20 protein-coding genes are annotated in these 18,739 nt (G+C 69.4%); 9 read left to right on the forward strand and 11 right to left on the reverse strand.

Features of this window, described 5'->3' with window-relative positions:
• Nucleotides 1–21 precede the first annotated feature (21 nt).
• Entirely contained in the window at nucleotides 22–918 is an 897-nt protein-coding gene (locus tag KHC24_RS07170; protein WP_213361611.1) for a dihydrodipicolinate synthase family protein, read from the reverse strand.
• Nucleotides 919–1,277: 359 nt separating this feature from the next.
• Here KHC24_RS07170 and KHC24_RS07175 point away from each other — a divergent pair, with 359 nt between their 5' ends.
• Both KHC24_RS07175 and KHC24_RS07180 read left to right on the forward strand, forming a co-directional pair.
• Nucleotides 1,278–1,961 (forward strand): GntR family transcriptional regulator, encoded by a 684-nt coding sequence (locus tag KHC24_RS07175; protein ID WP_213361612.1) that lies wholly within the window; start codon nucleotides 1,278–1,280, stop codon nucleotides 1,959–1,961.
• Entirely contained in the window at nucleotides 1,958–2,971 is a 1,014-nt protein-coding gene (locus tag KHC24_RS07180) for an aldose epimerase family protein (protein WP_213361614.1), read from the forward strand. Before KHC24_RS07175 ends, KHC24_RS07180 begins: the two co-directional genes overlap by 4 nt.
• On the opposite strand, the gene KHC24_RS07185 is transcribed toward KHC24_RS07180, so the two are convergent.
• Nucleotides 2,964–3,860 (reverse strand): LysR family transcriptional regulator, encoded by an 897-nt coding sequence (locus KHC24_RS07185; protein WP_213361616.1) that lies wholly within the window; start codon nucleotides 3,858–3,860, stop codon nucleotides 2,964–2,966. The genes KHC24_RS07180 and KHC24_RS07185 overlap by 8 nt on opposite strands.
• Before the next feature lie 114 nt (nucleotides 3,861–3,974).
• Here KHC24_RS07185 and KHC24_RS07190 point away from each other — a divergent pair, with 114 nt between their 5' ends.
• Nucleotides 3,975–5,468, forward strand: a complete 1,494-nt coding sequence (locus KHC24_RS07190) for a CoA-acylating methylmalonate-semialdehyde dehydrogenase (protein WP_213361618.1) — start codon at nucleotides 3,975–3,977, stop codon at nucleotides 5,466–5,468.
• A gap of 320 nt (nucleotides 5,469–5,788) precedes the next feature.
• Here the strand turns inward: KHC24_RS07190 and KHC24_RS07195 are convergent, their stop codons facing one another.
• Nucleotides 5,789–5,932, reverse strand: a complete 144-nt coding sequence (locus tag KHC24_RS07195; RefSeq protein WP_213361620.1) for a hypothetical protein — start codon at nucleotides 5,930–5,932, stop codon at nucleotides 5,789–5,791.
• Nucleotides 5,933–6,035: 103 nt separating this feature from the next.
• Nucleotides 6,036–6,443 (reverse strand): hypothetical protein, encoded by a 408-nt coding sequence (locus tag KHC24_RS07200; RefSeq protein WP_213361622.1) that lies wholly within the window; start codon nucleotides 6,441–6,443, stop codon nucleotides 6,036–6,038.
• Between the two features lie 129 nt (nucleotides 6,444–6,572).
• Here KHC24_RS07200 and KHC24_RS07205 point away from each other — a divergent pair, with 129 nt between their 5' ends.
• Nucleotides 6,573–7,316 carry a helix-turn-helix transcriptional regulator gene (locus tag KHC24_RS07205; protein WP_246546317.1) on the forward strand — a complete coding sequence of 248 codons (744 nt, stop codon included), beginning with the start codon at nucleotides 6,573–6,575 and terminating at the stop codon, nucleotides 7,314–7,316.
• A gap of 72 nt (nucleotides 7,317–7,388) precedes the next feature.
• On the forward strand, nucleotides 7,389–7,760 hold the full coding sequence (locus tag KHC24_RS07210; RefSeq protein ID WP_213361624.1) for a VOC family protein: 372 nt from the start codon (nucleotides 7,389–7,391) through the stop codon (nucleotides 7,758–7,760).
• A 59-nt stretch (nucleotides 7,761–7,819) separates the two neighbouring features.
• On the opposite strand, the gene KHC24_RS07215 is transcribed toward KHC24_RS07210, so the two are convergent.
• From KHC24_RS07215 to KHC24_RS07225, 3 genes are all read right to left on the reverse strand, one after another.
• Nucleotides 7,820–8,755 carry a prephenate/arogenate dehydrogenase family protein gene (locus tag KHC24_RS07215; RefSeq protein ID WP_213361627.1) on the reverse strand — a complete coding sequence of 312 codons (936 nt, stop codon included), beginning with the start codon at nucleotides 8,753–8,755 and terminating at the stop codon, nucleotides 7,820–7,822.
• Nucleotides 8,745–9,872, reverse strand: a complete 1,128-nt coding sequence (locus KHC24_RS07220) for a pyridoxal phosphate-dependent aminotransferase (RefSeq protein WP_213361628.1) — start codon at nucleotides 9,870–9,872, stop codon at nucleotides 8,745–8,747. Before KHC24_RS07220 ends, KHC24_RS07215 begins: the two co-directional genes overlap by 11 nt.
• Nucleotides 9,873–10,077: 205 nt before the next feature.
• Nucleotides 10,078–11,013, reverse strand: coding sequence for a chorismate mutase (locus KHC24_RS07225; protein ID WP_213361631.1), 936 nt, complete (start codon nucleotides 11,011–11,013; stop codon nucleotides 10,078–10,080).
• Between the two features lie 162 nt (nucleotides 11,014–11,175).
• On the opposite strand from KHC24_RS07225, the gene metX reads away from it, so the two are divergent.
• Together metX and metW are read left to right on the forward strand one after the other, a co-directional pair.
• Nucleotides 11,176–12,573, forward strand: coding sequence for a homoserine O-acetyltransferase MetX (gene metX, locus KHC24_RS07230; RefSeq protein WP_246546321.1), 1,398 nt, complete (start codon nucleotides 11,176–11,178; stop codon nucleotides 12,571–12,573).
• A 35-nt stretch (nucleotides 12,574–12,608) separates the two neighbouring features.
• On the forward strand, nucleotides 12,609–13,241 hold the full coding sequence (gene metW / locus KHC24_RS07235) for a methionine biosynthesis protein MetW (RefSeq protein WP_246546337.1): 633 nt from the start codon (nucleotides 12,609–12,611) through the stop codon (nucleotides 13,239–13,241).
• 95 nt (nucleotides 13,242–13,336) lie between these two features.
• Here metW and KHC24_RS07240 read toward each other — a convergent pair whose 3' ends face one another.
• Nucleotides 13,337–14,065, reverse strand: a complete 729-nt coding sequence (locus tag KHC24_RS07240; RefSeq protein ID WP_213361635.1) for a class I SAM-dependent methyltransferase — start codon at nucleotides 14,063–14,065, stop codon at nucleotides 13,337–13,339.
• 308 nt (nucleotides 14,066–14,373) lie between these two features.
• Here KHC24_RS07240 and KHC24_RS07245 point away from each other — a divergent pair, with 308 nt between their 5' ends.
• Both KHC24_RS07245 and infA read left to right on the forward strand, forming a co-directional pair.
• Nucleotides 14,374–15,939, forward strand: coding sequence for a DEAD/DEAH box helicase (locus KHC24_RS07245; protein ID WP_213361637.1), 1,566 nt, complete (start codon nucleotides 14,374–14,376; stop codon nucleotides 15,937–15,939).
• Nucleotides 15,940–16,120: 181 nt separating this feature from the next.
• Nucleotides 16,121–16,402: a translation initiation factor IF-1 gene (infA, locus tag KHC24_RS07250; RefSeq protein ID WP_144341050.1), complete on the forward strand. Its 282-nt coding sequence runs from the start codon at nucleotides 16,121–16,123 to the stop codon at nucleotides 16,400–16,402.
• A 182-nt stretch (nucleotides 16,403–16,584) separates the two neighbouring features.
• Here the strand turns inward: infA and KHC24_RS07255 are convergent, their stop codons facing one another.
• The 3 genes from KHC24_RS07255 to KHC24_RS07265 form a co-directional block, all read right to left on the reverse strand.
• Entirely contained in the window at nucleotides 16,585–17,397 is an 813-nt protein-coding gene (locus KHC24_RS07255; RefSeq protein ID WP_213361638.1) for a GntR family transcriptional regulator, read from the reverse strand.
• A 105-nt stretch (nucleotides 17,398–17,502) separates the two neighbouring features.
• The gene (gene tenA / locus KHC24_RS07260) at nucleotides 17,503–18,195 is read right to left on the reverse strand and encodes a thiaminase II (protein ID WP_213361644.1); all 693 of its coding nucleotides are present in this window, start codon (nucleotides 18,193–18,195) and stop codon (nucleotides 17,503–17,505) included.
• 84 nt (nucleotides 18,196–18,279) lie between these two features.
• Complete coding sequence (locus tag KHC24_RS07265) at nucleotides 18,280–18,696, reverse strand: F0F1 ATP synthase subunit epsilon (protein ID WP_213361646.1); 417 nt, start codon at nucleotides 18,694–18,696, stop codon at nucleotides 18,280–18,282.
• Nucleotides 18,697–18,739: the final 43 nt, after the last annotated feature.

Raw genomic sequence — 18,739 nt, forward strand, 5'->3', positions numbered from 1 at the left:
GGTCGCTCCGCCTGACGAGCCTCACGCCGCCTTGGCGAGCAGCGGGCGGTTGGCCAGCGCCTCGGCGACCAGCTTTTCGACCTCGGCGCGGCGAGCGCCTTCCAGCGGCAGGCGCGGCGCGCGCACCATCTCGGTGGTGCCGGTGACCAGCGCCTCGACCAGCTTCAGGTTCTGCACCAGATAGGTCGAGACATCGAGGTCGAGCAACGGCCGGAACCAGCGATAGAGGGCGAGCGCCTCGTCATAGCGCTTGGCCTTCATCAGCCGGTAGATGGCGACGGTCTCCTCCGGGAAGGCGACCACCAGACCGGCCACCCAACCCACGGCGCCGGCGGCCAGCGCCTCGAAGGCGAGGTTGTCGACGCCGGTGAACACGTCGTAGCGGTCGCCGAAGCGGTTGATGATCTCGGTAGTGCGGCGGATGTCGTCGGACGACTCCTTGATCGCCACGAAGCGCTTGTCGGCGGCGAGTTCGTCCATGATCTCCAGCGTCACGTCGACCCGGTAGGCGATGCGATTGGAATAGATCATCACCGGCAGGTCGGCCGCCGCCGCGATGGTGGAGAGCGTGGCCACCGTTTCCTTCGGATTGGTGTGGTAGACGAGGCTCGGCACGATCATCAGCCCGGTGGCGCCGGCCTTGGCGGCGCGCTCGGCGAGGCTGGCGCAGTCACGGGTGGCGGCGTCGGCGATGGTCATCAGGACGGGACGGCCGCCGGCGACGCTCTTGGCCACATGCAGCACGTCGAGCCGCTCGTCATGCGAGAGCATCGGGCCCTCGCCGAGCGAGCCGTTGACGATGATTCCGTCGACGCCGGCCGAAATCTGGTAGGCGAAGCAGCGCTCCATCTCCTTGATGTCGAGCGTGTCGTTCGGCGTGAACTTGGCGGTAACGGCGGGGAGGATGCCAGACCACATGGCGGTGAAACTCCTGTCGGACGTGAAATTCAAAGGACGGATTCGAGGAAGACCGTGGTTTCCGGCTGTCGCGGAGGGCCGATCGTCAGGCCGTTGGCCCGATCGCGTGGGTCTTCCCCAGTGAAACATGCGGCCCGAGCGGAGACTTCGCGGGGCGCGGGCACGGGCGATACGGATCATCGACACCCCCTCGCCCACAGCAAGAGCTTCCAATTTTTGGATCCAAGATGCAATATCCTTTTCGTCGCCACGCTGCGGGATTATTGGGCAGCTCGAGGGACGGCAGCCGCCGGCGCGGATTGCGGGTCCATGCGGCAGCGGGTAGAGCGAATGGGCGGATGGGTGGGAGGCGGCAGCTGGTGAAAGTGAAGGCAACCGACATCGCGCAGATGCCATCGCCTGCCGACGTGATCTTCGATGCGCTGCGCGAGGCGATCGCCAAGGGCGATATCTCCGAAGGCCAGGTGCTGCGCCAGGATCACATCGCCCGCATGTTCAACATCAGCCGCATACCTGTGCGGGAAGCTCTCACGCGCCTCGAGGAACAAGGCCTGGTCTCCACCCAGCGTTATCGCGGCGCGGTGGTGACCACGCTGTCGATCGCGGAGATCCGCGAGGTGTTCGAGTTCCGCGCCCTGCTGGAACCGGAGATCCTGCGCTATTCCATCGAACGCATGTCCCCGGAAGCGCTTGAGCACGCCAAGGAATTCGCCCACGCCTTCGCCACCGAGCCGGAATCTTCGCGCTGGGGCGATCTCAACCGGCGCTTCCACTACAGTCTCTACGAGCCGGCCGGGCGGCCCTATTATCTGCAGACCATCTCGACCGCGCTCGACCGCGTCGACCGCTATCTGCGCGCCCAGCTGGTGCTGACCGACGGCATGGCGCGGGCGCGGCGCGAGCATCAGGGCATTCTCGACGCCTGCATCGCCGGCGATTCCGAGATGGCGGTCCGGCTCACCCGCGAGCATATTCTGGGCGCCGCCGATTCGCTGGTCGCCTTCCTGATCCGAACCCGCGCGCAGGAGAATTCAGAGCGATGACGCTTTCCGACAACGTCACCCGCATCGGCAGCGTCGATGGCGATGAACTCTACGAGGTCGCCCTCACCGCCGCCTCCGGCGCCAAAGCGCGGGTGCTGAGCTGGGGAGCGACGCTGCGCGAATTGCGGGTGCCGGGGCCGGACGGCTCGCTGCATCCCGGCGTGCTCGGCTTTACCGAGCTCGACCGCTATCTCGCCAACCCCTCCTATCTCGGCGCCACCTGCGGCCGGGTCGCCAACCGCATCGGCGGCGGGCGCTTCACCGTGGAGGACCGGAGCTACGAACTCGCCCGCAACGAGCGCGGCGTCACCCATCTGCATGGCGGCACCCGCGGCTTCTCGCACCGGCCGTGGAAGATCGCGACGGTGGCAGCGGACGCCGTGACCTTCACTCGCACAGCGCCGGACGGTGAGGAAGGCTATCCGGGAACGCTTGATCTTTCATGCACTTACCGGCTTCTGCCGCCGGGCGTGCTGCGGGTGGAGATGGAAGCGCGCACCGATGCGACAACGCCGGTGAACCTCGCCCACCACTCCTATTTCACCCTCGATCCCGGCCGCTCCTCGCATGAGCTCACGGTGGAGATCGCCTCCAGCCGCTACACGCCGCTCGATGCGCTGAAGGTGCCGACCGGCGAAATCGCTCCCGTCGAGGGCACCGGCTACGACCTGCGCACTCCGCGCCGGCTCGGTGACAGCGGCATCACCTACGACATTAATTTCGCGCTCGATCAACCACTTGGCGAGCTGCGCTTCGCTGCCCGCGTGGCGAGCCCGCAGAGCGGCCGTACGCTGGAGGTTTGGACCACCGAGCCGGGCCTGCAGCTCTACGACGCCTCGATGCTGGCGGTGACCGACAAGGGCCTCGACGGCCTAACCCATGGAAAACACGCTGGAATCTGTCTTGAGGCGCAGAATTTCCCCGACGCGGTGAACCATCCGGGCTTCCCTTCTCCCTGGCTGAAGCCGGGCGAGCTGTACCGCCAGGTCACCGAATATCGCTTCAGCTGACAGGCTCGGCGACGAAGCCGGCGCGGGCACCCCGCACCGCCTCGACGATGAAGCTCTCGACCTCGCGGATGCGGCGCAGCTCATGCACATCGGCATGGGCGACCAGCCAGTAGGAACGGCGAAAGCTGTGCTCCGGCAACAGCTTGACGAGTTCGGGGTGCCGTTGCGCCGCGTAGTCGTGCAGGATGCCGACCCCCGCCCCGGCCCGCACCGCCTCCATCTGCCCGACCACGCTGGCGCATTCGATGCGTCTTGCCTCGATGGCGCGGAAGGTCTCGAAATAGTCGAGGGCCGGCGAGTACAGCAGGTCCTCGACATAGGTCACCAGCGTGCGTCCAGTGAGTGCGGTGAGGTGTAGCATGGGACCAGTCCGGGCCAGATAGTCCGACGAGGCGTAGATGCCGAGGCTGTAATCGGTGAGCTTGCGAGCGATCAGCCGCCCCTCATGCGGCCGCTGCAGGGTGACGGCGATATCGACCTCGCGCTTGGGCAGCGAAAAACTTCGCGGCAGGGGGGCGAGCTGGATGGTGAGGCCGGGATAGCGCTCGGCAAGCTCGCCCAGCCGGGGGGCGAGGAAATACACCCCGAAGCCGTCCGGCGCGCCGATGCGCACCGTCCCCGACAGCGCGAGATTGGCGTTGCCGAGCGCCGACTGCGCCTGCAGCAGCTCGGTCTCGATCCGCTCGGCATGTTCGAGCAGCCGCTCGCCGGCCGGGGTGAGTGCGCTGCCGGTGGTGCGGCGCTCGATCAGCTTCGCCCCCAGCCCGGTCTCCAGCGCGCCGATGCGGCGGCCGACGGTGGCGTGGTCGAGCCCCAGCTGGCGCGCCGCCGCCAGCATCTGGCCGGCCCGCGCCACCGCGAGGAAGACGCGCAGATGGTCCCAATCCATGGCCGCAACCCAACTTATGGAAATTTTGCACAACGGATGCGGAAATATCGTCGTTGAGTTGATCCGATTTCGCAAGCACAACAGCGCCCGAACAAGGCTCCAGAGGAGGCATCCATGGCGGTGATCGGGCATTATATCGGCGGCAAGCGGGTGGAGACGGCAGGGCGTTCGGCCCCGGTGTTCGATCCCTCGACCGGCGCGCAATCGGGCGAAGTGCTGCTCGCCTCCACCGCCACGGTGAACGAGGCGGTAGCCGCCGCCAAGGCGGCGTTCCCGGCCTGGGCCGACACGCCGACGCTGGCCCGCGCCCGCATCATGTTCAAGTTCAAGAACCTGCTCGACCGCGACATCGACGCGCTCGCCGCCGCCATCACCAGGGAGCACGGCAAGACCTTCGAGGACGCCAAGGGCGAAGTCACCCGCGGCATCGAGGTGGTGGAATTCGCCTGCGGCATCCCGCATCTGCTACGCGGCGACTTCACCGAGCAGGTGGCGCGCGGCGTCGACGTGTTCTCGGCCCGCCACCCGCTCGGCGTCGTCGCCGGCATCACCCCGTTCAACTTCCCGGTCATGGTGCCGATGTGGATGTTCCCGGTGGCGCTGGCCTGCGGCAACACCTTCGTGCTGAAGCCCTCGGAGAAGGACCCGACCGCCTCGCTGATGCTGGCCGAGCTGCTGGCCGAGGCCGGCCTGCCCAAGGGCGTGTTCGGCGTGGTGCAGGGCGACAAGGAAGCCGTCGACACGCTGCTGACGCATCCCGATGTCGCGGCGGTGAGCTTCGTCGGCTCCACCGCCATCGGCGAATATGTCTACAAGACCGCCTGCGCCCACGGTAAGCGCGCCCAGGCGCTGTGCGGCGCCAAGAACCACCTGGTGGTGATGCCCGACGCCGACCTCGACAAGACCGTCGACGCGCTGATGGGCGCCGGCTACGGCTCGGCCGGCGAGCGCTGCATGGCGGTCTCGGTGGCGGTGGCGGTCGGCGGCGTCGGCGACGCGCTGATGGAGAAGCTGGTGCCGAAGGTGCAGGCGCTGAAGGTCGGGCCCGGCCTCGACCCCGACAGCGAGATGGGTCCGCTCGTCACCAAGGAGCACCTCGCCAAGGTGCGCGGCTATGTCGATGACGGTGTCGCCGCCGGCGCCAAGCTGGTGGTGGACGGGCGCGGCCTCAAGCTGCAGGGCTATGAGGACGGCTATTTCCTCGGCGGCTGCCTGTTCGACGACGTCACCACCGACATGAAGATCTACAAGGAAGAGATCTTCGGCCCGGTGCTCTCGGTGGTGCGGGTGCCGGACTATGAGGACGCGCTCAAGCTGGTGAACGACCACGAATATGGCAATGGCGCCGCCATCTTCACCCGCGACGGCGACGCAGCCCGCGCCTTCGACCGCGACGCCAAGGCCGGCATGATCGGCATCAACGTGCCGATCCCGGTGCCGGTGGCGTTCCACTCCTTCGGCGGCTGGAAGCGCTCGGTGTTCGGCGACCGCAACGTCTACGGCATGGAAGGCGTCGGCTTCTACACCAAAATGAAGACCACCACCGCCCGCTGGCCGACCGGCATCCGCGCCGGCGCCCAGTTCGTCATGCCGACGACGGGCAGCTGAGCCGGGGCAGCTGAGCCGCGACGGCGAAAGCCCGGATGCGAATCCGGTCAAGCAATGCAAAATGCCCGGCGATGAGCCGGGCATTTTTGTTCGGGGTCACCCCCGATGGAGCGCCGGCCGGCCGGCAAACAAGCGCCCGCGCCCGGGCGCACCGTCGGACTGGAGGAAAACGGCCGGGCCTCTCCCATCCCCGAGCCTCCCTCTCCCCGTCGGGGAGAGGGCTGGGGTGAGGGGTCTTCTGCGCCTTCCCATGACGTCTCCCCTCAACCGGCCCGCGGAGCCTGCCTCGGGCGCGCCGAAGGCGAGGCCCGTGGGCGGCCTCACTCGCCCTGCGTGACGGGGCTCGCTCCGGTGGAGCCGCCATTGCGGCTGAAGGTGACGGCAATGAGCACGCTGCCGGCCACGGCGATGACCAGCAGCGCCATCGCGCCGATGAAGAAGCTCTTGCGGAGATGTGCCTGCACCTGATGCCTCATTGTTCGGCCGGATCGCACAGCGCGCCGGCCGCCGGACCTTCCGCCGCCTCGTGGTGATCCGATGGTCATCGATCCCCGCTCGCCCCCCGTCCTAGCGTTTCATGTCCGGGCAGACATAGGGAACCTTGGCGAGGCTGTAGCGGTGTTCCACCACGTCCTTGCCCGCCTGGACCTTCAGCGTCAACTGCGTCGGCGACACCGACTGCACCTTCGCGGTGAGCCTGGCGCCGTCCTCGTCCCAGGCGATGGCGTCCGGCGCCGTGCGGCTCCATTTGCGCAGCGCATAGGTCTCCCAGCACGAATCCATCAGCAGCGTGCCGTCGGGCAGGAACACCAGCATTGTGCCGGGCAGATCGGACGCCGGCCTGGTCTCCACCCAGACGCGGCCGACCAACGGATCGGCGGCAGCGGCAACCGGCTTGGTGGCGGCGGAAGCGGCGCCGGCACCGGCAAGCGACAGGCCGAGCACGAGAAGGGCGGCCCTGAAGGGGTTCGGCATGCTTGTCTCCTGTTCGGCAAAGGTGGGGCCGGGCGCGCACCGGCGCAAGGCGGATCGGCAGCCGCCCCGCGCGTGAATCATCGACACTACTGCCGCTATCCGTCAGCAGGGCTGCGGCTATAATGCGGCATGTCCCGATCCGAACGCCTGTTCGACCTGTTGCAGGTGCTGCGCCGCCACCGCCGTCCGGTGAGCGGGCGGGCGCTTGCCGGCGAGATCGGCGTCAGCCTGCGCACGCTGTATCGCGACATTGCCAGCTTGCAGGCGCAAGGCGCCACCATCGAGGGCGAGCCCGGCGTCGGCTATGTGCTGCGGCCCGGCTTCCTGCTGCCGCCGCTGATGTTCACCCCCGAGGAGATCGAGGCGCTGGTGCTCGGCTCGCGCTGGGTGGCCGGGCGTGCCGATGGGCGGCTGGCCGAGGCGGCGCTCAGCGCGCTGGCCCGCATCGGCGCGGTGCTGCCGCCGGATCTGCGCGAGGAGATGGAGGGCTCGTCGCTGTTCATCGCGCCGGGAGCGCCGATCCCGGCCGACGCCATCGACCCGGCCGTGCTGCGCAAGGCGATCCGCACCGAGCGCAAGCTGCTGTTGAACTATAGCGACGCCAATGCCGCGGCGAGCGAGCGGGTGGTGTGGCCGTTCGCGCTGGCCTTCTTCGACCAGGTGCGGCTGCTGATCGGCTGGTGCGAGCTGCGCGGCGATTTCCGCAGCTTCCGCACCGACCGCATCGCCACCGCCGATATGCTGGAAGCGCGCTACCCCATCCGCCGCGCCGAGCTGGTGACGCGGTGGAAGCAGTGGAAGCACGCGCAGCGCGAGGGCGAGGCGGGCGCCGCCCCCGCCCACTTCGCCGAAGAGCCGCACGACGCCGCATGATGCTGACGGAAATTGGCAGCACGGGATCGTAATCTCCCCGCCTTCACCACATGGCTGAATTGGGGGGCGATCATGATCGACGCCAGCAACCTGTTTCTTTACGTGAACGATCCCCGCGCGAGCGCCCGTTTCTATGGCGAGGTGCTGGAGCGCGCGCCGGTCGAGGCGGACGCCGGCTTCGCGCTGTTCGCGCTGTCGCCCGGCCTCGGGCTCGGGCTGTGGCGGCGCGACGGGGTGAAACCGACGCCGCATCTGCGCTCCGGCGGCAACGAGATCGGCTTCAAGGTGGCGGACGCCGCCGCCGTCGACGCCACCTATGAGCGCTGGGCGAAGAAGGGCATTCCCATCGCCCTGCCGCCGACCGACCTCGATTTCGGCCGCAGCTTCGTCGCGCTGGACCCCGACGGCCACCGGCTGCGGGTCTATGCCAAGGCGGAGGGGTGAGGCACACCCTCCTTCCATCCCTCTCCCCGACGGGGAGAGGGGGCTCGCCGTGCCGGACTTCAGCCCCGCTCGCGGCCAAAGTCCGGCGCGGCGGTTTCCTGGCCGATCTCGATGATCGAGCGGCGGATGGCGCGGGTGCGGGTGAACAGGTCGAACAGCGTCTCCCCCTGCTCCCAGCGGATCGCCCGCTGCAGCGCGATCAGGTCCTCGGTGAAGCGGCCGAGCACCTCGATCACCGCCTCGCGGTTGTTGAGGAACACGTCGCGCCACATGGTGGGGTCGGAGGCGGCGATGCGGGTGAAGTCGCGGAAGCCGCCGGCGGAGTATTTGATCACCTCGGAGGAGGTGACCTTCTCCAGGTCCGCCGCCGTGCCGACGATGTTGTAGGCGATCAGGTGCGGCACATGCGAGGTGATCGCCAGCACCAGGTCGTGGTGCTCGGCGGTCATGGTCTCGACATTGGCGCCCAGCGCCGTCCACAGCGCCGTGACCGCCTGCACCGCCTCCGCATCCGCGCCTTCCGGCGGGGTGACGATGCACCAGCGGTTCTTGAACAGCGTGGCGAAGCCGGCATCCGGGCCGGAATATTCGGTGCCGGCCACCGGATGCGCCGGCACGACGTGCACGCCTGAAGGCAGATGCGTGCGCAGGGCGTTCAGCACCGCGCCCTTCACCGAGCCGACATCGGAGACGATGGCGCCGGGCTTCACATGCGGGGCGATGGCCTGCGCCACCGCGCCCATGGCGCCGACCGGCACGCAGAGGACGATGATGTCCGCGTCCTTCACCGCCTCGGCCGGCGAGGATGCCACCTCGTCGGCGATGCCGAGCTCGGCGACGCGGGCGCGCACCGCCGGCTCCGCATCATAGGCGACGCTGACCTCGGCGAGCCGGCGGGCATCCGCCGCGCGCAGGATCGAGGAGCCGATCAGGCCGAGGCCGATGACGACCAGCCGGCCGATCATCGGCCGGGGAAGCGGCGGATCAAGCACCATGGCCGGCTTCCTTCTTGCCGAGGAACTCGGCCAGCACGGCGACCAGCAGGCGGTTGGCCTCCTCGGTGCCGATGGTGAGGCGCAGCGCGCCGGGCAGGCCATAGGCATCCATCCGCCGCAGGATTAGGCCCCGCGCGGAGAGGAAGGCATCGGCATCCGGGGCGCGCCTGCCGTCGGCATCGGGGAAATGCACCAGCACGAAATTGGCGACGCTCGGCGTCACCACGAGGCCGAGCGCGGTCAATTCGGCGGCCACCCAGGCCAGCCACCGGTCGTTATGGGCGACGGCGGCCTCGACATGGGCGGTGTCGTTGATGGCGGCGGTGCCGGCGGCGATGGCGGCGGCATTGACGTTGAAGGCGCCGCGGATGCGGTTCACCGCGTCCACCACCTCGGCCGGGCCATAGAGCCAGCCGACGCGCAGCGCCGCCAGGCCATGGATCTTGGAGAAGGTGCGCAGCATGGCGACGTTGCGGGTGGTCGCCACCAGCTCGATGCCGGACTCGTAGTCGTTGCGCCGCACATATTCGGCATAGGCGGCGTCGAGCACCAGCAGCACCTGCGGCGGCAGGCCGCGCTGCAGCCGGCGCACCTCGTCGAACGGCAAATAGGTGCCGGTCGGGTTGTTGGGATTGGCGAGGAAGACGATGCGGGTCTTCGCCGTCACCGCCGCCAGTATGGCGTCGACATCGGTGGTGAGGTCGCGCTCGGCGGCGATCACCGGGGTGGCCCCGGCCGCCAGCGTGGCGATGCGGTACACCAGGAAGCCGTATTGCGAATAGATCACCTCGTCGCCCGGACCGGCATAGGCGGCGGCGATGAGGGTGATCAGCTCGTCCGAGCCGGTGCCGCAGACCAGCCGGGCGGGATCCAGCCCATACGCCGCGCCGATGGCCTCGCGCAGCCGGGTCGAGGACCCGTCGGGATAGAATTCCAGCGCGTCGGCGGCGTGGAAGGCCTCGCGCGCCCTGGGGCTGGCGCCGAGCGGATTCTCATTGGCCGAGAGCTTGTAGACCTTGGCGACGCCGCCCGCCTGCGCCTTGCCGGGCACATAGGCCTCGATCGCCAGCACGCCCGGACGCGGGACAGGACGATCGGAAACGGGGGTGGTCGACATGATGGAACTCCGGCAGCGGACGGGAAGGAATTGGCTTTGCCTAACGGTCGATATCTTGGAGCGCGGCGGACACTTCACCTCTCCCCACTGGGGAGAGGTGGCCCGCACAGCGGGTCGGTGAGGGGAGATGACATTGGGAGCCGCAGAGCCCCCTCACCCCACCCCTCTCCCCCACGGGGAGAGGGAGTCGCGTCGCGCAGCGTGATCACCGATCGGCTCCCATGGGCACATGGGTATAGCGGCGGGCATGCGAGCCGACGAGGGCGGCGGAGCGCACCGAGGCGCCGCAGGCCCTGAGCGCGCCGAGCACGGTATCGAGCCCCACCTCGGGCGTTCCCTCGCCCGTTCCCTGCCCCGCCAGCGGCAGCGAGACCAGCAGCGCCGCGCCGTCGAGGCCGCGATCCGGCACCGCCAGCGTATCGGCCAGCGGGGCGAGCGCCCGCGCCGCGCCGGCGTTCCAGCCGGCGACCCGCACGCTCCACATCTCGACCTCGGTCACCGCGCCGTCGGTCACCGGGTGGGCGATGCAGAAGGCCGGCAGCCCGGCGGGATGATCGGCCCGCTCGACGAAAGGCAGCCGGGCGATGATCTTCGGCGCGCTCTCGCTCTCCAGCCCGGTCCACCACGGCCCGGTGCCGGGCGGGGCGAAGGCGGGAACCAGACCAAGATCGCCCTTGGAGCCGGCGACCGCGCTCACCACCGCGCCGGCGCCCATATGGGCGACGAAGGGCACGGTGAAGCCGAAATGGAAGCGCGAGGTATCGCGCATCGCCGCCTCGCCGGAGGCAAGGTCGGCATGCACGGCATAGGGCGCCTGCACATAGGTGAAGGTGGAGATGATGACGCGCCAGATACCCTCGACGGTATCGAGCGGCAGGATGCCGCGATGCCGGTCGACGATCATCCGCATCATCGCCGCCTCGCGCGCCGGGCGGAAGGCCGAGCCGCCCTCGGCAGCGCGGGCGCGCTTCACCTCCACCAGCCGGTCGATGATCTCGCCGCGCTCGATCAAAAGCGCGTGCATGGCGGCGTCGATGCGGTCGATCTCGGAGCGCAGCCCGACCAGCGCCGCGGCGGGGTCCACGGCGGCGGGAACGGCGGCAGACAGGCTCTTCACGGATAAATCGTCGGGCGCGCTCATCGCCCGTTCTCCTAGACCCGCGCGGGCGCGGCGCAAACCAAAATCTGCATCGGCGCCGCGGAAGCGCCGCGAATCCGGGCCACGCTGCTATTGACAAGACGTAGCTGTGGGATCATCGGATCGTCCGTTATTCCGAACCCTTCGTCCGGTAAGACGGTTGAAATGCCCGACAGCGACAATGTGCACGTCCTGCGGCCGGCGGCGCGCCCGACAACGGGCGAGGCTACCAGCCCCGCCCAGGGATCGCAGGCCCAAGGACCGCAGACCCAAGGATCGCAGACCCAGGGATCTCAGACTCTGGGCCCGCAGCCCCAGGGACAGCAGCCCACCAGCCCGGCGAGCGGCAAGGCCACCGGCGAGCCGGTGGCCGGCGCCGAAACCCGTCCCGTGGGGCCGAGCCGTACCTATGAGGCGCTGGCGCGGGCGCAGGCGGATTTCCCGCAATCCGAACTGGTGCATTTCGGCGCCGACAAGCCGCTGACCCTCGACGCCGGCGTGACGCTCAGCCCGTTCCAGATCGCCTACCAGACCTATGGCAAACTGAACGCCGACAAATCCAACGCCATCCTGATCTGCCACGCGCTCTCCGGCGACCAGCATGCCGCCAATGTCCACCCGGTCACCGGCAAGACCGGCTGGTGGGAGACGCTGATCGGGCCGGGCAAGCCGATCGACACCAACCGCTTCTTCGTCATCGCCTCCAACGTGCTCGGCGGCTGCCTCGGCACCACCGGCCCGTCCTCGATCAACCCGAAGACCGGCTTTCCCTATGGGCTCGACCTGCCGGTGGTGACCATTCGCGACATGGTGCGGGCGCAGGCGATGCTGATCGACCATCTCGGCATCGACCGGCTGCTGGCGGTGGTGGGCGGCTCCATGGGCGGCATGCAGGTGCTGCAATGGGCGGTGAGCTACCCCGAGCGGGTGTTCGCCGCCATGCCGATGGCCGCCGCCGCCCGGCATTCGGCGCAGAACATCGCTTTCCACGAAGTCGGCCGGCAGGCGGTGATGGCCGATCCCGACTGGCGCGGCGGGCGCTATCTTCTGGAGGGCACCAGCCCGCGCAGCGGCCTCGCCGTGGCGCGCATGGCCGCGCACATCACCTATATGTCCGACAGCTCGCTGCACCGGAAATTCGGCCGGCGGCTTCAGGACCGCGACGGCCGCACCTTCTCCTTCGACGCGGATTTCCAGGTGGAGAGCTATCTGCGCCACCAGGGCGAGGCCTTCGTCGACCGCTTCGACGCCAATTCCTATCTCTATGTCACCCGCGCCATGGATTATTTCGACCTCGCGGCGGATTATGGCGGCGTGCTCGCCAACGCCTTCAAGGACACCAGGACCCGGTTCTGCCTGGTCTCCTTCACCTCGGACTGGCTGTTTCCCACCGCCGATTCGCGGGCGGTGGTGCATGCGCTGAACGCCGCCGGCGCCTCGGTCTCATTCGCCGAGATCGAGAGCGACAAGGGCCACGACGCCTTCCTGCTCGACGAGCCGGAGCTCACCGCCATCACCCGCGGCTTCCTCGATTCCGCCGCCCGCGCGGTGGGAGTGGCATGATGAGCCCGCGCGACCTTCTCATTCAGGACCTGACGATGAAGGAGGCGGCCCGCGCCGCCTCCGGCAAGCGCGTCGACCTCCTGATCATCGCCGATCTCGTCGAGCCGGGCTCGCGGGTGCTGGATGTCGGCTCCGGCGACGGCGAGCTGCTGGAGCTGCTCGCCACCACCCGCGGCTGCGATGCCCGCGGCATCGAGATCTCCCGCGCCGGGGTGAATGCCGGGGTGGCGCGCGGCCTCGCCATCATCCAGGGCGACGCCGACATCGACCTCGCCGACTATCCCGACGACAGTTTCGACTATGTGATCCTGTCGCAGACACTGCAGGCGACGCGGCGGCCGAAATGGGTGCTGGAGCAGATGCTGCGGGTCGGGCGGCGGGTGGTGGTGTCGATCCCCAATTTCGGTTTCTGGCGGATGCGGCTCGATTTGCTGCTCAACGGCCGCATGCCCTCGACCGAGAACCTGCCCTATAGCTGGTACGACACGCCGAACATCCATTTCTGCACCATCCGCGACTTCGTGGCGCTGGTGGAGGAAGTCGGCGCCCGCATCGAGAGCGCCACCGCGCTGAACGGCTACGGCCAGAAGGTGCGGCTCAACCTGCCCTGGGCAGTATGGAACCTGCTCGGCGAACAGGCGGTGTTCCTGCTCTCGCGAGGGAGATGAGGCCTACGCGACGCAAGGCGCGCGCAGCAGGCTGGAGCAGCAGGCGGGAGCAGCAGGCGGGAGCAGCAGGCGGGAGCAGCAGGCAGGACTTGCCCTCACCCGCCCGCCGGCTGCGGCGCGAGCACCGGCGCCAGCACCCGCATGCGCGCGCGGCGCTTGACCGCCACCGGCTTGTAGACCTGCTTGGTCGCCTCGACGATGTGCACGCCGGCGAACAGCGGCGCCAGCACGCCGCCGGCCCGCTCCCACGCCACCGCCGAGCGCAGGAACCAGTTGCGCGGCACCGGCGGTATATAGAGCGCCTCGCCCCAGCCCACCGGGGTGAACAGCGCCTCGCGCAGCAGCGCGGTGATCTGGCTGCGCGAATAGGGACGGCCATGGCCGAAGGGGGTGTTGTCCACCCGCGCCCACACGCCGCGCCGGTTCGGCACCACGCAGAGCAGCCGCCCACCCGGCGCCAGCACCCGCCAGACCTCGCGCAGCACCTCGGCGGCATCCGGCGTGTATTCGAGCAGGTGCACGGCGATCACCCGATCGATCGAGCCGGCCGGCAGCGGCAGTTCGCTCTCATCGACGAGGGCGGCCAGCGTGGCCGCGCGCGAAGGCCAGCGGGTGACGCCCTGCGCCGCCGGCATGAAAGCGAGCGCCCGCTCGCACTCCTCGCGGAACACCCCGAGATACGGCGTCGCATAGCCGATGCCGAGCACCGACAGCCCGCGCACATTGTCGAAGCGCTGGCGCACCGCGCGGCCGACCAGCCGGCGCGCCACCACGCCGAGCGGCTGGGCGTAGAAACTGCGCAGATCGACGACGTCGGGATACATGAGGCTCCTTGGACACCGGCAGGACCGCGATGGGCGCGGCGACTTCACCTATATAAGCGGCGATGCCTTGAAATCCTCGCCTTTTTGCGCCACATAGGCACGGCATGCGAGACGGAGGGGTGAATGTACCCCTGAAAGCCGTGCTCGTATCGGGGCCGCGTCGCTCGATTTCCGCTTCGGCATAGTGCCGCGGCAGTCTTCGGCCCCTGATCATCCGGTTTCGCCGACGTCCCAGGCCACGCGGGGTGTCCACCATCCCCGCGACGGGCGGTGCGCACGATCATGGCGCATGGCCGGATGTCGCTCCCATGAAAGAATGTTCTTTGACCTCTTTTTCCGAGCTCGGCCTCGCCGAGCCCATTCTGAAAGCGCTGGCGGAAGCCGGCCATGAGACCCCCACCCCCATCCAGGCCCAGGCCGTGCCGCAGGTTATCGCCGGCCACGACCTTGTCGGCATCGCCCAGACCGGCACCGGCAAGACGGCCGCCTTCGCGCTGCCGATCCTGCAGCACCTCGTCACCGATCGCCGCCGGCCGGAGCGCCGCACCTGCCGCGCGCTGGTGCTGAGCCCGACCCGCGAGCTCGCCGGCCAGATCCTCGAGAGCTTCCGCAACTACGGCAAGCATGTCCGGCCCTCCACCGCGCTCGCAATCGGCGGCGTGCCGCTCGGGCGCCAGGCGCGTTCGCTGATGAACGGCGTCGACGTGCTGGTCGCCACGCCCGGCCGCCTCGTCGATCTCATGGAGAACGACGCGGTACGGCTGAACGAGGTCGAGGTCTTCGTGCTCGACGAAGCCGACCAGATGCTCGACATGGGCTTCATCCACGCCATCCGCGCCATCGTGGCGAAGCTGCCGGCCAAGCGCCGCAACCTGTTCTTCTCGGCCACCATGCCGAAGGAGATCGAGAAGCTGGCCGCGGCCCTGCTCACCGACCCGGTGCGCGTCGCGGTGACGCCGGTCGCCAAGACCGCCGACAAGATCGAGCAGAAGGTGTACTTCACCGACCGCGCCGGCAAGCCGGAGCTGCTGATCGAAGTGCTGCAGGGCGACGGCCTCGACCGCGCCCTGGTGTTCTCCCGTACCAAGCACGGCGCCGACCGGGTGGTGAAGGGCCTTGCCGGCGCCGGCATCGCCGCCGAAGCCATCCACGGCAACAAGTCGCAGCCGCAGCGCGAGCGGGCGCTGGCCGCCTTCCGCGAAGGCAAGGTGAAGGTACTGGTGGCGACCGATATCGCCGCGCGCGGCATCGACGTGCCCGGCGTCAGCCACGTCATCAACTACGACCTGCCCAACGTGCCGGAAAGCTATGTCCACCGTATCGGCCGCACCGCGCGCGCCGGAGCGGACGGCATCGCCATCTCGCTGTGCGACGGCGAGGAGCGCGCCTTCCTGCGCGACATCGAACGGCTGATCAAGCTCACCATCCCGAGCGTCGACCGCCGCGGCGAATCCCGTCGCGAGGGGCGCCCGGTGCGCGAAGGCTTCCGCGACGAGCGGCCGCCGCGCGAGGAGCGCGGTGCGCGTCCGGGCGGGCGTTCCGGTCGTCCCGGCGGCCGTCCCGAATATCGCGGCGGTGAAGCGCGCTCGGAAGGCCGCTCCGGCGAGCTGAGCGGCGTCGGCTTCATGCAGCCGGCACGCGGCGAGCGTCCGCGTCACGAAGGTGCGCGCCACGAGGGGCCGCGTTATGACGGCCCGCGTTCCGACGCCCCCCGCCATGAGCGGCCGCGTCACGAAGGTGCGCGCCATGACGGCCCGCGGCCGGAGCGGCCGCGCCAGGATCGCCCCCGTCACGAGGGGGCGCGTCAGGACGGTCCCCGTCCCGAGGGCGGGCGCGGCGAACGGTCGTGGAAGTCGCGCGGACCGGCGCGCTGAGACAAGTTCCGCAAGGGTCCACCGGACCCTTGCGGGGCGAACACCCGGCCGCCGAAAGCACTTTCCTGTCGATCCGGCGATTTGAGCCGGCCGGGACGGGCTTTGGGCGAGACAAAGCGCTGGAGTCAGGGTATTTGCCCTGACCACAGGCTCGAAAAAGCTTCGACAAGGAGAGCCAGGAATGGCGAAAGAGGAACTGCTCGAGTTCGACGGCACCGTCACCGAGGTGCTGCCCGACGGAAACTTCCGCGTCGTGCTCGACAACGAACATGAAATTCTCGCCTATGCGGCGGGCAAGATGAAGAAGAACCGCATCCGCACCATCGTGGGCGACCGCGTGGTGGTGGAGATGTCGCCCTACGACCTCGAGCGCGGGCGCATCAATTTCCGCCACAAGACCGGCGGCCCGACCCCTCCGGTCGGCTCCGGCCAGCGCCGCCCGCCGCCGGGTCGCCGTCGCTGAGCGCCTGAGCGCGGCGCCTGGCGACAGGCTGCGCGCAGCGCCGATCGATCATCGGCGCGCCGCCTTGCGCGGCAGGAGCGGACGGCTTCGTTCCTCTTCGACAGGTTTCCCGCCCCGCCGGATCCCGGATCCGCGCGGGCGTTTTGTCGTGCGGCAATCGGCTGCCTCGCCGGGCGGAGACCTCAGGCGCCCTTGCCCGCTGCCGGCGACGGACGGGAACGCTGCCCCGCCCGGCCGGATGCTTTGCCGGACAGCTTGCCCGCTGCCACCTTGCCTGCGGCCCCTCCCGGCTCCAGGCCGAGCGCCTGGGCGAGCCCCAGCGGGCGCTCGCGCGGCTCGGAGAGATCGAGCTCGTCGGCGACATGGGCGATATGCGCGCGCATGCGCCGCGCCGCCAGTTCGCCATCGCCCGCCTCGATGGCTTCCAATATGTCGGTATGCTCATGCGGCGGACAGGCGGCGTGCTCGCCGCGGGCATAGAGCAGGATCGCCAGCGACGACAGCGCCTGCAATTCGGTGAGCAGCCGCACGAACACCGGATTGCCCGCCGCCTCGGCGAGCGCGATGTGGAATTCGCCGGTGAGCCGTACCAGCGTCGCCCGCTCGCCGGCGGCGCGGGCCTCGTTCTCCATCGCCACGTGACGGCGCAGCCGCGCCACCGCCGCCGCCGCGCAGCCGCAGGCGGCCGAGGCGGCGATTTCCGGCTCCACCACGGCGCGGGCGTCGAGCACATGGCGCGCATCGGCACGGCTCGGCGCCGCGACGAAGGCGCCGCGATTGGGCTGGTGCTCGACGATGCCGTCCTGGGCGAGGCGGGCCAGCGCCTGACGCACCACGGTGCGGCTGACGCCGAACAATTCGGCGACGCGCTCCTCGGTCAGCTTCTCGCCCGGGTGCAGGCGCCGCTCGAAGATCGCCTGCAGGATACGCGCCCGGATCGGCGCTTCCGAGCGGCCGCGCTCCGAGACAGGGCTATCGACGACTGGCTGGTCCATGTTCCTCCGCGACGCAGCGCCGGCTGGCACGCCAGATTAAGCACCTTCCGGGCCGGCGCGCCATGAGCACGCGCGTGATGCGATGGCGGCAGGCGGGTGGCAGCCTCAGATCGGCCAGTCGGCCTCGCGCCAGGCGGAATCCCAGAACATCCATTCCAGCTTGCTGGCATGGGCATAGGCGCGGTGCATGCGGGCGCGCACCGTCGGCGAGGACGCCTCCGCCGCGCGATCGGTGGCGGCGATCACCGCCCGCACCGCCTCGTGGAACTCCTCGCCGGCATAGGTATCGATCCAGGCGTCGTAGGGATTGGGGCGCACCGCGCGGCCGAGAATGTCGCGGCCGACCTCGGCATAGATCCAGAAGCACGGCAGCAGCGCCGCCAGCACCACCGGATAGGGCTCGGCATGGGCGCTGGCGATCAGGAAGCTGGAATAGTGATGGCAGACCGGCGACATCGCCGTCGCCTCGAAGGCGGCGGGGGAGATGTCGAACGAGCGGAAGAAATCAGTGTGCAGCGAGCGCTCGACGATGACCGCCACCTTGGCCGCCTCGGCGAACTGCACCAGCCCGTCGGCATCGTCGGCCTTGGCCGCGGCCACCGCCAGCGCCCGGCCGAAGGCGATCAGGTAATGCGCGTCCTGCACCATGTAGTGGCGGAAGCGGCTGACCCCGAGCGTGCCCGCCGCCAGCGCCTCGTTGAACGGCATGGTACGGATCGCCTCATAGACGGCGAGGTTGCCCTGCCAGGCCTCCTGGCTGAAGCGCGGAGCGGCGTCGAGCGGCGTGGCTGCAGTCATCGCGTGTCTCCCGGACATGAAAAAGGCCGTCTTGCGGACGGCCTCGTTTCGTCATGCATAGCCGGCCCGCCGCGCGGGCGCCGATCAATGCGCGGCGCGCCCGTCGGCCTCGATGGCGGCGGCAGTGGTCTTCAGCGCGTCGAGCACGGTCTGGCGCTTGAGGCGGGTGGCGTCGTCGCGGGCATCCTCGACGTCTTCCTGCGCGTCCTTGATCATCTGCGCCAGCTTGCCGCCGCTGAGATCGGCGAGCGGCACCGCGGTCTCGGCCAGCACGGTGAGGCCCTGCGGGTTCGCCTCTGCGAAGCCGCCACGCACGAACAGCTTCTGCACCTTGCCCTCACCCTTGATGGTGAGCACGCCCGGCTTCAACACGGAGACGAAGGGCGCATGGCCGGCGAGCACGCCGAACTCGCCCTCGGCACCGGGAACGACCACCTCGCTCACCGCACCCGCATAGACGAGCTTTTCGGGCGAGACCAGTTCGAACGGGAAATTGGCCATGGTTCCTCCAGCGCCAGCAATAAAGAGGCTATGCCTCGACGGT

Source organism: Ancylobacter defluvii (assembly GCF_018390605.1).
Lineage (GTDB): Bacteria > Pseudomonadota > Alphaproteobacteria > Rhizobiales > Xanthobacteraceae > Ancylobacter > Ancylobacter defluvii.

Coding starts and splice junctions, on each gene's coding strand:
- KHC24_RS07170 (WP_213361611.1), bottom strand. CDS start 918: ATGTGGTCTGGCATCCTCCCCGCCGTTACCGCCAAGTTCACGCCGAAC.
- KHC24_RS07180 (WP_213361614.1), top strand. CDS start 1,958: ATGACGCTTTCCGACAACGTCACCCGCATCGGCAGCGTCGATGGCGAT.
- KHC24_RS07185 (WP_213361616.1), bottom strand. CDS start 3,860: ATGGATTGGGACCATCTGCGCGTCTTCCTCGCGGTGGCGCGGGCCGGC.
- KHC24_RS07190 (WP_213361618.1), top strand. CDS start 3,975: ATGGCGGTGATCGGGCATTATATCGGCGGCAAGCGGGTGGAGACGGCA.
- KHC24_RS07200 (WP_213361622.1), bottom strand. CDS start 6,443: ATGCCGAACCCCTTCAGGGCCGCCCTTCTCGTGCTCGGCCTGTCGCTT.
- KHC24_RS07205 (WP_246546317.1), top strand. CDS start 6,573: ATGTCCCGATCCGAACGCCTGTTCGACCTGTTGCAGGTGCTGCGCCGC.
- KHC24_RS07210 (WP_213361624.1), top strand. CDS start 7,389: ATGATCGACGCCAGCAACCTGTTTCTTTACGTGAACGATCCCCGCGCG.
- KHC24_RS07215 (WP_213361627.1), bottom strand. CDS start 8,755: ATGGTGCTTGATCCGCCGCTTCCCCGGCCGATGATCGGCCGGCTGGTC.
- KHC24_RS07220 (WP_213361628.1), bottom strand. CDS start 9,872: ATGTCGACCACCCCCGTTTCCGATCGTCCTGTCCCGCGTCCGGGCGTG.
- KHC24_RS07225 (WP_213361631.1), bottom strand. CDS start 11,013: ATGAGCGCGCCCGACGATTTATCCGTGAAGAGCCTGTCTGCCGCCGTT.
- metX (WP_246546321.1), top strand. CDS start 11,176: ATGCCCGACAGCGACAATGTGCACGTCCTGCGGCCGGCGGCGCGCCCG.
- metW (WP_246546337.1), top strand. CDS start 12,609: ATGAAGGAGGCGGCCCGCGCCGCCTCCGGCAAGCGCGTCGACCTCCTG.
- KHC24_RS07240 (WP_213361635.1), bottom strand. CDS start 14,065: ATGTATCCCGACGTCGTCGATCTGCGCAGTTTCTACGCCCAGCCGCTC.
- KHC24_RS07245 (WP_213361637.1), top strand. CDS start 14,374: ATGAAAGAATGTTCTTTGACCTCTTTTTCCGAGCTCGGCCTCGCCGAG.
- infA (WP_144341050.1), top strand. CDS start 16,121: ATGGCGAAAGAGGAACTGCTCGAGTTCGACGGCACCGTCACCGAGGTG.
- KHC24_RS07255 (WP_213361638.1), bottom strand. CDS start 17,397: ATGGACCAGCCAGTCGTCGATAGCCCTGTCTCGGAGCGCGGCCGCTCG.
- tenA (WP_213361644.1), bottom strand. CDS start 18,195: ATGACTGCAGCCACGCCGCTCGACGCCGCTCCGCGCTTCAGCCAGGAG.
- KHC24_RS07265 (WP_213361646.1), bottom strand. CDS start 18,696: ATGGCCAATTTCCCGTTCGAACTGGTCTCGCCCGAAAAGCTCGTCTAT.